General features: G+C 55.7%; 15 protein-coding genes. All 15 read left to right on the top strand.

The window, feature by feature from the left end:
• Positions 1 to 44: 44 nt before the first annotated feature.
• Positions 45 to 938 carry a sporulation peptidase YabG gene (gene yabG / locus ABD76_RS25475; protein WP_197259774.1) on the top strand — a complete coding sequence of 298 codons (894 nt, stop codon included), beginning with the start codon at positions 45 to 47 and terminating at the stop codon, positions 936 to 938.
• A 147-nt stretch (positions 939 to 1085) separates the two neighbouring features.
• The gene (gene veg / locus ABD76_RS25470) at positions 1086 to 1361 is read left to right on the top strand and encodes a biofilm formation stimulator Veg (RefSeq protein ID WP_006678203.1); all 276 of its coding nucleotides are present in this window, start codon (positions 1086 to 1088) and stop codon (positions 1359 to 1361) included.
• Positions 1362 to 1541: 180 nt separating this feature from the next.
• Complete coding sequence (locus ABD76_RS25465) at positions 1542 to 1724, top strand: alpha/beta-type small acid-soluble spore protein (protein ID WP_006285897.1); 183 nt, start codon at positions 1542 to 1544, stop codon at positions 1722 to 1724.
• 149 nt (positions 1725 to 1873) lie between these two features.
• A complete protein-coding gene (gene ispE / locus ABD76_RS25460; RefSeq protein ID WP_197259773.1) occupies positions 1874 to 2743 on the top strand; it encodes a 4-(cytidine 5'-diphospho)-2-C-methyl-D-erythritol kinase in 870 nt (289 codons plus the stop codon).
• Between the two features lie 151 nt (positions 2744 to 2894).
• Positions 2895 to 3728 carry a pur operon repressor gene (purR, locus tag ABD76_RS25455; RefSeq protein ID WP_197259772.1) on the top strand — a complete coding sequence of 278 codons (834 nt, stop codon included), beginning with the start codon at positions 2895 to 2897 and terminating at the stop codon, positions 3726 to 3728.
• Positions 3729 to 3764: 36 nt separating this feature from the next.
• Positions 3765 to 4148: a RidA family protein gene (locus ABD76_RS25450; RefSeq protein ID WP_197259771.1), complete on the top strand. Its 384-nt coding sequence runs from the start codon at positions 3765 to 3767 to the stop codon at positions 4146 to 4148.
• Positions 4149 to 4285: 137 nt separating this feature from the next.
• Positions 4286 to 4570 (top strand): septation regulator SpoVG, encoded by a 285-nt coding sequence (gene spoVG / locus ABD76_RS25445; protein ID WP_005545528.1) that lies wholly within the window; start codon positions 4286 to 4288, stop codon positions 4568 to 4570.
• Positions 4571 to 4693: 123 nt separating this feature from the next.
• Positions 4694 to 6088 carry a bifunctional UDP-N-acetylglucosamine diphosphorylase/glucosamine-1-phosphate N-acetyltransferase GlmU gene (gene glmU / locus ABD76_RS25440; protein WP_269155965.1) on the top strand — a complete coding sequence of 465 codons (1395 nt, stop codon included), beginning with the start codon at positions 4694 to 4696 and terminating at the stop codon, positions 6086 to 6088.
• Between the two features lie 126 nt (positions 6089 to 6214).
• Positions 6215 to 7168 carry a ribose-phosphate diphosphokinase gene (locus ABD76_RS25435; RefSeq protein WP_197259770.1) on the top strand — a complete coding sequence of 318 codons (954 nt, stop codon included), beginning with the start codon at positions 6215 to 6217 and terminating at the stop codon, positions 7166 to 7168.
• A gap of 130 nt (positions 7169 to 7298) precedes the next feature.
• Positions 7299 to 7859, top strand: coding sequence for an aminoacyl-tRNA hydrolase (gene pth, locus ABD76_RS25430; RefSeq protein WP_197259769.1), 561 nt, complete (start codon positions 7299 to 7301; stop codon positions 7857 to 7859).
• A 74-nt stretch (positions 7860 to 7933) separates the two neighbouring features.
• Entirely contained in the window at positions 7934 to 8164 is a 231-nt protein-coding gene (locus ABD76_RS25425; protein WP_197259768.1) for an anti-sigma-F factor Fin, read from the top strand.
• A 119-nt stretch (positions 8165 to 8283) separates the two neighbouring features.
• Positions 8284 to 11814, top strand: a complete 3531-nt coding sequence (gene mfd / locus ABD76_RS25420; RefSeq protein WP_197259767.1) for a transcription-repair coupling factor — start codon at positions 8284 to 8286, stop codon at positions 11812 to 11814.
• Complete coding sequence (locus ABD76_RS25415; protein ID WP_197259766.1) at positions 11801 to 12925, top strand: peptidylprolyl isomerase; 1125 nt, start codon at positions 11801 to 11803, stop codon at positions 12923 to 12925. Before mfd ends, ABD76_RS25415 begins: the two co-directional genes overlap by 14 nt.
• A 365-nt stretch (positions 12926 to 13290) precedes the next feature.
• Positions 13291 to 13833: a stage V sporulation protein T gene (gene spoVT / locus ABD76_RS25410; RefSeq protein WP_006678215.1), complete on the top strand. Its 543-nt coding sequence runs from the start codon at positions 13291 to 13293 to the stop codon at positions 13831 to 13833.
• 201 nt (positions 13834 to 14034) lie between these two features.
• Positions 14035 to 15363, top strand: a 1329-nt coding sequence (locus ABD76_RS25405; protein ID WP_197259765.1) for a polysaccharide biosynthesis protein, incomplete at its 3' end; no start/stop codon positions are given.

Genomic DNA, 15363 nt, shown 5'->3' with positions numbered 1-15363 from the left:
GATGCATCTGCCCATAGGATGGTCGAAGAGAGGTGATCGATCCTATGAAGCAAGGAGATTTGGTCGTACGCAAGTCCTATGGCGGCGATATTACGTTCCGTGTGGAGACGGTCCATCTAGACGAGGCAATCCTCAAAGGCACGGATTACCGCCTGATCGCCGACTCGCCGATTCATGATCTGGTGAGAGTGCCTGAGTCGACCGTCAAGCGCCGCACACAGCAGGCCCACATCAAAATGCTGCAGTCGGTGGAAGCGTTAGAGGAGAAGAACAGGAGACAGACGGAACGCCAGCAGGCCGAGATATCAATGGCTGATCCGGTCCATTCATCGGCTTATTTCGAAATGCCTGGCAAGGTGCTGCACTTGGACGGAGATCCGAATTATTTGCAGAAAAGCATGACGATCTATCGGCAGCTGCGGGTCCCTGCGGAGGGTCATTATGTGTCGGAGGCGAATATGGCAGACGCGCTGTACCGGCTGCTCCCGGTGGTCCAGCCCGACATCGTGGTGCTCACAGGCCATGACGGCGTGCTCAAGCAGCTGAAGCAGCGTGATCTGTACAGTTTGCAAAGCTACAAAAACTCCCAGAACTTCGTCAATGCCGTTCACATTGCCAGGCAGTTCGAACGCCATCTCGATTTGATGACGATCGTGGCGGGGGCATGCCAGTCCCATTTTGAAGCGCTGCTTCAGGCGGGAGCCAACTTCGCCAGCTCCCCGGGGCGGATTATGATTCACGCGCTTGATCCGGTCTATGTGGCGGTCAGGGCCTCCTACACCCCGGTCAAGGATACGGTGAAGATCGCGGATATTTCGCCTCATACGATGTCGGGAATCGATGGAGTCGGCGGAATTGAGACGAGAGGAAGCTACCGGATCGGCATGCCGAAATGGAAAGATTTATCGACTTTAAAAGTTACACCATCCGTTATTTGAATAAAAAACGAATTTTCATCATATGTTATACCATTTGGGCAAAAAAACACATTGACATTAATTTAAACTTGTTGTTATAATTATTTGTTAATTTGACAAAACCTCTGGAATTGTTTATAATGGACAAGGAAAGAGGTGGTGGCTGAAATGGCGAGAAACGCGCTGTTTGAAATTCGACGTTGTCTTGAAGCTCATGTAGGGCAGAAGATTATGCTTCGTGCGAATGGAGGCCGTCGTAAGACAATCGAACGCACGGGCGTGTTAGAAGAAACCTACCCTTCTGTATTTATTGTCAAGTTGGACCAGGATCAGAACGCGTTTAAGCGTGTATCCTACAGCTATGCAGATATATTAACAGATACGGTCGAAGTAACCGTATGCGCCGAGAACGGCGAGATGAAGATTGAATATGTTCGCGGCTAAGCGAACTGGATGGGCAGTCCTTCGGGGCTGCCTTTTTGTTATTCCATATTTCGGATCACCGCGGCACGAATAACGGTCCGGCGAACGACCCACATTATAGACATACCGCGTGCGCGGGAGCATGCGGCGGATTGCACAATACCCATGAATCCGGAAGGGTTCTTGCGAGGAGGTATGGCGATGGGCCGGAGAAGACGCAGCGGCTTCATGTCCGAGGAGTTGAAGACGGAGCTGGCCAAAGATCTGGGCTTCTATGACACCGTTCAGGAGTACGGGTGGGGTGCCATTCGTGCCAAGGACGCCGGGGATATGGTCAAGCGTGCCATTCAACTTGCCGAGCAAGCGGCAGCCAAGAAATCATGATCCTTCCTCTTCATTCCGAGCGAGCAGGCGGCACTTCACCTGCTCGTTTTTTTGTTGCGGGGCGGGCTCCGGCCGCCGTGAATGACTTGGCCATTAGAGTCTGTTATAATAACCTAAGCGATCCGTAGGATAAAGAAGGGTGAACGTGAGTGAAGGTATACGAGAAAGCGCCGGCCAAAATCAATTTGCTGCTGGATGTGCTGAGAAAGCGCAGCGACGGTTATCACGAAGTAGAGATGGTCATGACCATGGTCGATTTGGCGGATCGTCTCGAGATGGAGGAACTGCCACGCGATACCATTATCATTTCCAGCCAGGCGGGCTTCATTCCGCTGGATGAGAAGAACCTGGCCTTCCAGGCGGCGAAGCTGATTAAGGAACGGTACGAAGTGAAGCAGGGCGTATATATTCACCTGGATAAAAAAATCCCCGTCGCCGCCGGATTGGCGGGCGGCAGCAGCGACGCGGCGGCGGCGCTGCGGGGGCTGAACCGGCTGTGGCGCCTCGGCATCCCGGACGAGGAGCTGCAAGCGCTCGGGGCGGAGCTCGGCTCGGACGTGCCCTTCTGCGTCACCGGCGGTACGGCCATTGCGAGCGGGAGAGGAGAACGGCTGCAGCCGATAGCCAATCCCCCGCAATGCTGGGTTATTTTGGCCAAGCCGCCGATCAATGTGTCCACCGCGGATATTTACGGCCGCTTGCGCGCGGATAGAATTCAGGAACATCCCTCATTGGCGGCTATGATACAGGCCATCGACGGGCATGACTTCTATGGGGTGTGCCGGTCGCTCGGCAATGTATTGGAGGATGTAACGCTGCCCCTGTATCCCGAGGTGCAGCAGCTGAAGGACGCGATGGTGAAGCTCGGCGCCGACGGCGTCCTGATGTCCGGCAGCGGACCAACCGTATTCGGCCTCGTCTCGAGGGAGTCGAAGATAGCGAGGATTTATAACGGACTGAGAGGCTTCTGCAAGGAAGTCTATGCGGTACGCCTGCTCGGTTCACGGCAGGGGAACTGACGCTCTGGAGCGGCATGCGCTTGCATGAGCGGGTCCCCTCGCCACGGAGCGCCGCCCGCTGTCTTGACATATTGAGAAATTGTTGATAATGGACGTACATTCATGTAATATTTACTTTATAATATTCGGTTTTTGTGAGTGAGGAGTCACGATGAAAAAAATGAAGCGCAGCGCCCGCTTGGTTGAAATGACGCAATACCTGATGACGAAGCCCCATACGCTCATTCCACTCACGACCTTCGCTGAACGCTATGGTGCGGCCAAATCGTCCATAAGCGAAGATCTCGCGATTATCAAGGAAGTGTTCGAAGAGGAAGGAACGGGGGATCTGCTAACCCTTGCCGGAGCGGCGGGAGGCGTGAAGTTCATGCCCAAATGCGGTCCAGAGAAGGCTCTTCCGGTCATCGAGGAATTATGCACCGTCATGGAGCAGCCTGATCGGGTGCTGCCCGGCGGTTATTTCTACATCACGGATATACTCGGCCAACCGGGGCTCATGAATGATATCGGACGCATGTTTGCTTCCGCATTCGCAGGCCGCGAGATCGACGTCGTCATGACGGTTGAGACGAAGGGGATTCCTATCGCCTACGCGACGGCGGCGCATCTCAATCTTCCGGTGGTGCTGGTGCGCCGGGACCATGTCGTTACGGAAGGATCGGCCGTCAGCATTAATTACGTATCCGGCTCGCATAAGAGCATTCATACGATGACATTGGCCCGGCGGGCGTTGAAGGAGCGCTCGCGCGTCTTGATCGTGGATGATTTCATGCGCGCGGGCGGGACGGTTCACGGCATGATCGAGCTGCTGCATGAGTTCAATGCGATGGTCGCCGGTGTCGGCGTCCTGGTCGAATCCGAAGACGTGCCGAAGGAAGAACGGCTTCTTCACGATTACGTGTCCCTGGTCCGGGTTGGAACGAAGGATCCAGGCGGCCGCCAGCTTGTTGTTCAGCCGGGCAATTATTTCGATGGAATGAAATAAGGTATCAGAGGTTCAGGATGAAAAGGAGGAAACGCCATGTCTGAAAAAATAGTTCCTGTAGCGACGAATGAGGCACCTGCGGCGATAGGTCCCTATTCCCAAGCGGTGCGATGGGGCAATCTCGTATTTACCTCCGGTCAAATACCGCTGACCGCGGAAGGCCAGCTCGTGGAGGGCGGAATCGAGGAGCAGACCCATCAAGTATTCCGCAATCTGAAGGCCGTGCTGCAGGAGGCAGGAACTTCTTTGGACAAGGTGCTCAAGGCGACCGTGTTCCTCAAGGATATGAATCAATTCGCTCAAATCAACGCGATTTACGAAGCTTATTTCGGATCGCATAAGCCCGCTCGCTCCACCGTGGAAGTGGCGCGGCTGCCCAAAGATGTGCTTGTCGAAATCGAACTGATCGCTTCGATATAGATCGAAGCATGTCGAAACCGTTAAAGAGCGTTAAAAATTTCAAAAAAAAGCGCTGTTTGTGGCAAAAATAAGAAGGATTTTTGTTGCGCGTGTGGAATTATACACCAAGTCTTGATGGAAAAAGGTGGTGAACACACGTGCAAATTACTGATGTAAGACTCCGCCGCGTCAACACAGAGGGGAGAATGAAAGCAATCGCTTCCATTACGATCGACAATGAGTTTGTCGTTCACGACATTCGCGTTATCGATGGTAACAACGGCATGTTCGTTGCCATGCCAAGCAAACGGACGCCGGACGGCGAATTCCGCGATATTGCGCATCCGATTTCATCTGCAACACGCGAGAAAATTCAAGCTGCGGTACTGGCTGAATACGAGCGTGCGGCAACGGAAGAGGAAGTTATTGAAGAAGGCGCGTAAGCGTCTGGGTAATTATGGGGTTGCAAAGAAAGAGAGCCAATCATAGGGGGCTCTCTTTTCTTTTTGTTCATAATGAGATATATTCTTCTATGGAATCAAAGGGAGAGCAGGAGGTTGGACACTTTGAAAAGAATAGCCATTGTGCTTGCCGCCGGACAAGGCAAACGCATGAAGTCTAAGCTCTATAAAGTGCTTCATCCGGTGTGCGGCAAACCGATGGTGGGCCATGTACTCGATGCGGTGGAGCAGGTGCGCTGCGAACGCACCGTTGTCATTGTGGGGCATGGCGCCGAAGCGGTTCAAAGCTATCTGGGCGAACGGGCAGAGTTCGCGCTCCAAGCCGAGCAGCTTGGGACAGGACATGCCGTGAAGCAAGCCAAGGCGCTTCTGGACGGGGAGAAGGGAACGACGCTCGTCATTTGCGGCGACACTCCGCTAGTCACTTCCGAGACGCTGGCGCAGCTCATGGAGCTTCATGAAGGCGCACAAGCGTCGGCAACGATTTTGACGGCTGAACTGGATCAGCCGGCCGGATACGGCCGCGTGGTCCGCGGAACAGACGGTTCGGTCATGAAAATTGTTGAGCAGAAGGACTGCACGCCGGAAGAACAGCGCATCCGGGAAATTAATACGGGAACGTATTGCTTCGACAATAAGAAGCTGTTCGCCGCATTGGAGCAAATTACGAACCATAATGCTCAGCAGGAATATTATTTGACCGACGTTATCGGTATTTTGAAATCGCAAGGGGAAATCGTGCAAGCGTATTGTACGGCGGACGAAGCCGAGTCCATTGGCGTCAATGATCGCTGCGCTCTCGCCGAGGCCGAGCGGCTGATGCGGGAACGGATCAACAAGCGCCATATGGTGAATGGCGTAACGATTATCGATCCGGCGCATACGTATATCGAAGCGGGCGTCCGGATTGGGGCGGATACCGTCATTGAGCCCGGCACGGTGCTGCGCGGCAGCACGGTCATCGGGGAAGATTGCGTGATCGGCCCGAACAGCGATGTGGCCGATTCGGTCATCGGCGATCGCGTGCACGTCAAGCAATCGGTCCTGCAGGAGGCGGCCGTCGGCAGCGGCAGCAGCATCGGTCCATTTGCGTACTTGCGTCCCGGCGCCAAGCTGGGAGAGCAGGTGAAGGTCGGCGATTTCGTAGAGATTAAGAATGCATCTCTGGACGATCATGCCAAAGTATCGCATTTAAGCTATATAGGGGATGCGAAGGTAGGGAAGAATGTCAATATTGGCTGCGGCGCGATTACCGTCAATTATGACGGACATAATAAGTCCGTTACCGAGATCGGAGACGACGCGTTCATTGGCAGCAACGTCAACCTGATCGCTCCGGTCAAGGTCGGCGATGGAGCGTATGTCGTCGCCGGATCAACCATTACGCATGATATCCCTGCCGGCGATCTCGCCATTGCCCGTGAGCGGCAGACGAATAAGCCGGGGTACGCGGACAAGATCCGCGCCCGCGCGAAGGCAAAAAAAGAGCGGAACTCCTAATGATAACAGTTGCATTAAGCTCCCGTAAAGGGTAGCATTAAGTTGATAGACTTGAACGCGCATTGCCATTAACGGAAATGTAGAACTTCAATGAACAAGAACCGGCACGGAGGGTTATTCAAAATCATGACGTATTGTGATTCCAAGTTGAAAATATTCACTTGCAACTCCAATCCAAAATTGGCGCATCAAATCGCCGAGTACATCGGCATTCCTATGGGAGATGCCATGACGACGAGCTTCAGCGACGGCGAGATTCAGATCAAGCTCTCCGAGAGCGTTCGCGGCTGCGACGTCTATGTCGTCCAGTCGACATGCGATCCGGTGAACGACAGTCTGATGGAGCTGCTTGTCATGGTCGACGCACTCAAGCGCGCGTCCGCCAAGAGCATTAACGTCGTCATTCCTTACTACGGCTACGCGAGACAAGATCGCAAGGCCCGTTCCCGCGATCCGATCACAGCGAAGCTGGTAGCCAATCTGATTGAGACGGCAGGCGCACATCGCGTCATTACGATGGATTTGCACGCAACACAGATTCAAGGATTTTTCGATATCCCGGTGGACCATTTGCTGGGAGTCCCGATCCTGGCCCAATACTTCCGCTCCAAGCAATTGGAAAATATTGTGGTCGTATCGCCGGATCATGGCGGCGTCGTACGCGCCCGCAAGCTGGCTGACTTCTTGAATGCGCCGCTGGCGATTATCGATAAGCGCCGTCCGGAGCCGAACGTGAGCGAAGTCATGAACATTATCGGCGATATCAAAGGCAAAACCGCGATTATTATCGATGACATCATCGATACGGCGGGCACGATCGTGCTCGGAGCCAACGCGTTGGTGAAGGCGGGCGTCAAGGAAGTGTATGCTTGCTGCACGCACCCGGTCCTGTCCGGCCCAGCGATGGAACGATTGGAGAATTCACCGTTCAAAGAAGTGATTGTAACGGATACGATTCCAATCAAGCATGAGAATCCTTCCAGCAAATTGCAAGTGCTGTCGGTTGCTCCGTTAATGGGTGAAGCCATTATTCGCGTTCATGAAGAATTGTCCATCAGCAAGCTGTTCGAGATTGAATAAGAACAGCGTTCGCGTATGTCGCAACGTTACTTGGGGAAATAATCACAAGTAGTCTGAATAGTAAGGGTTACGTCTTTGACCGCTGGTCAGAGAAGTAACCCTTATCGGCATTGATAAAGGAGGAGCCGTCTTGAAATGGATTGTAGGGCTCGGGAACCCGGGCACGCAGTACGCGTCCACGCGCCATAATATCGGCTTCATGGCGATTGACAGGCTGGCGGAGCGCCATCAGATTCAGGTGCGCGACAGCAAATGCAAAGCCCTGATTGGCGAAGGGCGCGTCGGCACGGAGAAAATCGTGCTGATGAAGCCGATGACCTATATGAATCTATCGGGCGAAGCGGTACGAGCCTATATGGATTATTACAAGGCCGATCCGGCAGACCTGATCGTATTGTACGATGATATGGATACCGAGCTGGGCAAGGTCCGTCTGCGGTATCAAGGAAGCTCCGGCGGCCACAACGGCATCAAGTCGCTCATCCAGCACTTGGGCACCCAGTCGTTCAACCGGGTGCGTATGGGCATCTCCCGTCCGCAGCCAGGGCGCGAGATCGTGGATTACGTCCTGTCGCCCTTCGCCAAGGCCGAGCGCGACAAGCTGGAGGAGGCCATTGACAAAACCTGCGATGCGGTCGAATTTGCGCTGACGCATTCTTTTGATCAGACGATGGCCAAATTTAACGGGTAACCCGGCTAAACCGGCCCTATCCGGGACATACTGAGTAACTGAATCGGTATAATCTCGCGATAGGAGGCATATACATGTCTGTGAATTATGTCTGCAAACATTGTCATACGTTAATCGGGCGCGTCGAAGGGAGCGAGATCGACGAGACGAGACTCGGCTTTCATACTCTGACTGAGGCGGAGCGCCATGAATATATTAAGGTTCATACCAATGGAGACGTAACGGTGCGAATGACTTGCGATTTTTGTACAGAAGCGATCCAGATGCACCCCGAATTGTCCTTGCTGTCATCGCCTTTGCAATGACAGCTTGTTGCATGCGGAGATACGTCAGCCTTGGCTTGCCGCCGAGGCTTATTTTGGATGGACCGAATACTATAACCCTGAAAATATGATTACGCGGGTAAGAAAGAGAGGCCTGTCCTTTGTTAAACGCACTCATGAAAGCATTATCTGGAGAGCGGGATATCGACTCCATCGTCGAAGGCATTCGCAGCGGGATGAAGGAGCAACTGGTATCCGGCCTGGCCGGCTCGACGCGGCAGGTCATGATGGCTGCTCTGCATCATCAGTTGGAGCGGCCCCTGCTGGTCGTGACGCACAATATGTTCTCTGCGCAGAAGGTGGCGGAGGATCTGCAAGAATGCTTGTCTCCGGACCAAATATTGTTGTACCCGGCGAATGAGCTGGTCGCTGCGGAAGCGGCCATCTCCAGTCCGGAAGTGATTGCACAGCGGATTGAGGCACTGACCGGCATCGCCCGCGGATTCCGCGGGATCGTCGTAACTCCGTATGCGGGGCTGCGGCGGTTTTTGCCTGCCCGGGAGACGATGGCATCCTCTCAATTCACGATCGCCGTTGGCGACGAGGTGAAGCTAGATTCGTTCCTGGAATCCCTGGTCTTCCTCGGCTATGAGCGGACCGAACGGGTGGAAGCCGCCGGAGAATTCAGTGTCCGGGGCGGCATCGTCGACCTTTACCCGCTGACATCGCCTTATCCGTACCGGATCGAGTGGTTCGACGACGAGATCGATTCGATCCGTTCCTTCGACGCGGCCGATCAACGTTCGGTGGAGAAGCTGAAGCAGTTGACTATCCCGCCGGCCAAGGAATGGATTGCCGACAAGACACGCTTCGCCCAGGCGGCCGAAGCGGCTTCCGCACGTCTGGAGGAGCAATTGGCCCGAATGACCGATCGCCAGGTGAAGGAGAAGCTCCAACAGGAGATTGGTCACGATATCGAACGGCTCCGGGGCGCTTCCTATTTTAGTGAAATGTATAAATACGTGTCGCTGCTCTATCCGGAGCGGCATACGCTCTATGATTACATGCCGCAGGATACGCTGCTTCTGATAGACGAGCCGGCCCGGGTCATGGAGACGGCCAAGCAGTTGGAACGCGATGAAGCGGAGTGGAGCACGCATCTGCTGCAGAACGGCAAATCGCTGCCGTCGCTGGAGCTGGGCCTATCCGCTGACGCAGCTATGGGCAAGCGTCCGTTCCAGACGCTGTTCATGGCGCTGTTCCTGCGCCAGGTGCCGCACACCCAGCCTCAGAACATCGTCAATGTCATGTGCCGGACGATGCAGAACTTCCATGGGCAGATGAATGTGCTCAAGGCCGAGATGGAACGGTGGAAAAAAGCCGGGGCGAATGTCATCATTCTGGCCAACGGACCGGAGCGGGTAGATCGGGTGCGCCGGGTGCTGCAGGACTACCAGATTCCGGAGCCGACGATTATGACCGGGAATCTGCAGTCGGGCTTCGAGCTGCCTTCGATCCATCTCGTCGTGATCACCGAGGGCGAGATGTTCTCCCAGAAGCAGCGCAAGACGCGGCGCGCCGACGCAAGCATGAAGATGGACAATGCGGAGCGCATCCGCAATTACACCGAGCTGAAAATCGGGGATTACGTCGTCCATCAGAATCATGGCATCGGCAAATATATCGGCATCGGCACCCTGGAGATCAACGGCATCCATAAAGACTATCTGCATATTATGTATGCCGGCGGCGACAAGCTGTCCGTGCCGGTCGATCAGCTCCATCTCATTCAGCGCTATGTCAGCTCGGAGGAGAAGGAGCCGAAAATATACAAGCTGGGCGGAACGGAATGGACCAAGGTCAAAAATAAAGTCCGATCATCGGTCAAGGACATTGCCGACGATCTGATTAAGCTGTATGCAGCTAGACAAGCCTCATCCGGCTATGCCTTCGACAAAGATACCCCGGAGCAGCAGGAATTCGAGGACCTGTTCCCATATGAGGAGACGCGGGATCAACTGCGCGCGATCGCGGAGATCAAGAAGGACATGGAGCTGCCGCGGCCGATGGATCGGCTGTTGTGCGGCGATGTCGGCTACGGCAAGACAGAGGTCGCGGTGCGCGCCGCCTTCAAGGCGGCTATTGAGGGCAAGCAGGTGGCGGTCCTCGTGCCGACGACGATCCTGGCCCAGCAGCATTACGAGACATTCCGCGAGCGCTTCGCGGACTATCCTTTCAATATTCAGGTAATGAGCCGGTTCCGGTCGCGCAAAGAACAGAATGAGACGATCAAGGGCTTGAAGACGGGGGTCGTCGATGTGGTCATCGGGACGCACCGCTTGCTCTCTCAGGATGTCGTGTTCAAGGAACTGGGATTGCTGATCGTGGATGAAGAGCAGCGCTTCGGCGTCACGCACAAGGAGAAGCTGAAGAAGCTGAAGACGAATGTGGACGTGCTGACGCTGACAGCGACGCCGATTCCGCGCACGCTTCATATGTCGATGCTCGGCGTGCGGGACTTGTCTGTCATCGAGACGCCGCCGGAGAACCGCTTCCCGGTTCAGACGTATGTGCTGGAATACAGCGATTCGCTGGTGAGGGAAGCGATTGAACGCGAGCTGTCGCGGGACGGCCAAGTGTATTTCCTGTTCAACCGGGTGCAGGGCATCCATCAGATGGCGGATCATATCAAGATGCTGGTGCCGGAAGCGAAGGTGGCGGTAAGCCACGGCCAGATGTCGGAGACGGAACTGGAGAAGACGATTCTCGACTTCCTCGACGGGGAGTACGACGTGCTGGTCAGCACAAGCATTATCGAGACCGGGGTGGACATCCCGAACGTCAATACGCTCATCGTGCATGACGCGGACAAGATGGGCTTGTCCCAGTTGTATCAGCTTCGCGGGCGCGTCGGGCGCTCGAACCGGATCGCCTATGCGTATTTCACCTACCAGCGCGACAAAGTCTTGAACGAGGTCGCGGAGAAGCGCCTGCAAGCGATCAAGGAATTCACCGAGCTCGGCTCCGGCTTCAAGATCGCGATGCGCGACCTGTCGATTCGGGGCGCGGGCAATTTGCTGGGCGCGGAGCAGCATGGCTTCATCGCTTCGGTCGGCTTCGATCTGTACTCGCAGATGCTCGCCGATGAGATCAACAAGCGCAAAGCCGAACTGGACGGGGTCGCCATTCGCGACCAGCAGGAGCTGTCGACGCTCATCGATCTCAACATCGACGCCTATTTGCCGCCGAATTATATTTATGATAGTATTCAGAAGATCGAGATCTACAAAAAGGTTGCCGGTCTCGCCTCATTGGAGGAAGTCGAAGAATTGCGCGATGAACTCATCGATCGCTTTGGTGAACCGCCGCTTGCCGTCTTGCAACTGCTTGCCGTCGCACGGCTGAAGCTGCATGCGAAGCAGTATGGATTGGAATCCATCGTGCAGCGCGGGGATACGGTCACCATGAAGGTCCACCCTTCGGCTGAACCATGGCTTGACCGTAAGAAGCTGGCAACGATTGCGGCCCGCATCGATCGGCGCATCGCCGTCGATCGCGAAGCGCATGGCACGGTGAAAATCAATGCGCGCGGGTTGGATGCAATGCAGCTGCTGATGCAATTGGAGCAGTTCATGCTTGAAGCTACAGACGCGATCAAAGCGAAGGGAGAATTACAACATGTTGCAAAATAAACAGACGCGCTCCAAAAAATGGCTGCTGCTCGCGCTGTCTGCCGTGTTGACGCTGTCCGTCCTGGCGGGATGCGGCAAGAAAGATACAACGGCGGCATCGGAGGATGGAAGCAAAGTGGTGGCTACCTATGAAGGCGGAGAAGTGACCGAGAGCGAATTCAAAAAGGAAATGGCCAATATGCTCGTGTTCTATCCGGAATATGAGCAAATCGTCGGCATGGATCAGTTCAAGGAATATTTCTTGAAGCAGCAGATCGCTTACCTGTATCTGGAGGGCAAAGCGTCCGACAAGGCCAAGAAAACAGGCCAAGAGAAGGCCAAGGAACAACTGGACTTGATGAAGAAGCAGGCGGGCGATGACGAGTTCAAGAAAATGCTGGATGCCCAAAAGCTGACCGAGGCCGACGTGACGGCGTATATGACCCGGATTTTGACGGTCGTTCAAGATTACAATGATAAAGTCACCGATGAGCAACTGAAGGCCGAGTTCGAGAAGAACAAGAAGGACTTGACGGTGGCGACCGTTCGCCACGTGCTGATCGGCTTCAAGGATAAGGATGGCAAAGAACGCAAAAAAGAAGATGCGCTCAAGATGGCCAAAGATATCCAAGCCCGTCTGAAGAGGGGCGAGGACTTCGCGAAGGTGGCCAAGGAAAACTCGGATGACACCGGATCGGCTTCCAACGGCGGCCTGTACAAGGATGTGGCGGTAGGGAATTGGGTACCTCAATTCAAGGAGGCGGCTCTGACGCTGCCGATCAACGAGATCAGCGAGCCGGTCGAGACCGACTACGGCTACCATGTCATGCGGGTCGAAGCCCGTGCAGAGAAGACCTTCGACAAGCTGACCGACACCGAGAAGACGTCGCTGCGCACCCGGGCCGCATCGGAATTGATGAACGACTTCATGGAGAAAGACCTGGAGAAGATCATCAAGAAAATCGATCTGCCGCAGACTCAGGAGCAGCCGGACGCATCCAAGGAAGAGCAGCCGGCCGACTCGACAGGCGACAAGAAGGATACGAAGCAGGACGACAACAAAACCGAGACGCCACAGGACAACAACGCGGCAACAGACAAGAAAGAGGACAAGGCGAAAGGCACGAAATAAAGTGATTCACCAGCTGCGGCTGTCCCCGGTGTCGGGGACGGCCTCTTTATTTTGTGGCCCTCTAGGGAGAAAGTCCTAGTACAAGCGAGGATTCGACAAAAACAGAGTTTTAGGATAAAATTATCCAGTGTTAACGACAAATAAATGTGAAAATTTTGAGAAAAGTGGAGAAAATATGTCGTTAAATGTCGAAAAATGTGAAGTGCTTTGCAGTCAACGGGGCATGAACGGAGTATCATGAAATGTATAAGAAGGTGGGAGCAGATGAATACTATGGTCAGAGTTTGAAACTATACCGCATCTCTCCTAAAAACAATAATCCAGTTGACCTTTAAAACTAATCTTGGAAAGCGGGGCAACCTTTAATGAAAGCTACTGGTATTGTTCGTCGTATTGATGATCTCGGACGCGTGGTCATTCCCAAAGAAATTCGTCGCACGCTGCGTATTCGCGAAGGTGATCCACTTGAAATTTTCGTTGATCGCGACGGGGAAGTCATCCTCAAAAAATATTCGCCTATCGGGGAATTGGGCGATTTCGCCAAGGAATATGCGGAGTCTCTGTATGAAAGCACAGGCCACATCACGATGATCTCCGACCGCGACACCATCATCGCGCTGGCTGGAGGCTCGAAGAAGGAATTTTTGGACAAGCAGATCGGCATGCTGCTGGAAAACTGCATGGACAACCGCAAGTCGGTGCTGGAGACGAATTCCGGCAATTATGAGATCGTGAAGGATCATCAGGAGACGTTGTCTTCTTTTGTCGCTGCGCCGATTGTATCAGGCGGGGATCCGATTGGAACGGTCGTGCTGTTGAATCGGGATGACAGCGTCAAGATGGGTCAGATGGAAGTGAAAATGGCGGAAACGGCTGCCGGCTTCCTCGGAAAACAAATGGAACAATAATCCGCTCCGGCGGTGCATCGCTCCTGCTCGTGAAGGGCCGCCCCAAGGCGTGCGCCCCTTCTGAAGCGGGAGTTTTTTGTTCCGGAAGGCCCCGCTCTGTCCGCAGATGCGGTCTATGATATAATACGTGTACATTACAACGCGCGTAAGAAATCATTGACGCAGCGGCAACCTTTGGATTCGGATGGGCGGGAGACGAGCATGGAGCGTACAACAGGAAGGCATGTCGTATCCGGCGCCTTGATGCTGGGCGCGGCGGCAGTGCTGTCGAAGATCATCGGCACGCTGCAGAAAATTCCGCTGCAGAACATCGGGGGCGACGGTGTCTTCGGCATTTACAACGCCGTGTATCCCTTCTATGTGCTGCTGATGGTCATCGCCTCGGCAGGCATCCCTGTCGCCGTGGCCCGTCTCGTCGCCGAATGCGAAGCGGCGGGGGACAAGCAGGGTTCGGCCCGCGTGCTGTACGCCTCCTGCCTTCTGATGAGCTTCACCGGCCTGCTCGGCTTCCTCGTCTTGACCTGGGGAGCCGAGACGGTCGCTTCCTGGATCGGCAACCGCCATACCGTCCCGGCGATTCGCAGCTCGGCCTTCGCGCTGCTCGTGATGCCGCTGGCCGCCGCCCTGCGGGGCTATGATCAGGGGCGCGGACGGATGGAATCGACGGCCGTCTCGCAGGTGGCGGAACAAACCGGCCGGGTAGCGGTCATGATCGCGCTTCTGCTCTACTATGTGAGCCGGGAAGCGCCGGAGGAGACGATTGCGGCCGGCGCCACCTTCGGCTCGTTCGCGGGCGGCGTGTGCGGCTTGGCGGCGATGGCCTGCTTCCGGTGGAAGGAGCGCCGTTCCGCCGCTCGGGAAGCCCGGGCCGTAGCGGTGCTGCCTGGTCCGAAGGATGTGGAGCTGCCCGGCTCGGCGAGGGGAGACCTGTCCGCCCCGCCAGCTTCGGCGACAACCGGCGCCTGGATGCGGCGGCTGGCCTGGACGGCCCTGCCGATTTGCCTCGGCGCGATCGTGATGCCTGCCGTGAATGTCGTAGATGTGTTCACGGTGCCGCGCCTCCTGGCCCAGCACGGGCTCGGCGAGGCCGGCGCGCTGGCGGAGTTCGGCGTCTACAGCCGCGCCTTCCCGCTGGTCCAGCTCGTGACGATGGTCGCCAGCTCGCTCGCGGTCGGCCTCGTGCCGGCCGTGGCCGCCGCCGCGCGCCGCGATGCCGCCCAACTGCGGGAGCTGCTGGCGTCGATGCTGCGCTGGACCTGGCTGATCGGCTGGGCCGCGGCGGCGGGGCTGATCGCCTTGGCCGAGCCGATCAATGTGGCGCTTTACACGGATGCCGCCGGGATGACGGCTTTCGTGTGGATCGCGTCGACGGCGGTCAGCGGCGTGCTGCAGGCCGTGACCGCCGCGCTGCTGCAGGGCATGGGGGCCGTGCGCGCCCCTGCCCTGATTTTGCTGTTCGCCGCCGGCGTGAAGGCGGCGCTCAATCTGTGGCTGGTCCCGGCCTATGGCATCGCCGGGGCCGCCATCAGC

Origin of the sequence: Paenibacillus dendritiformis (assembly GCF_015845845.1) — a bacterium.
In the GTDB taxonomy this organism is placed as follows: domain Bacteria; phylum Bacillota; class Bacilli; order Paenibacillales; family Paenibacillaceae; genus Paenibacillus_B; species Paenibacillus_B dendritiformis_C.
This window is presented reverse-complemented; position numbering and strand designations above follow the sequence as displayed.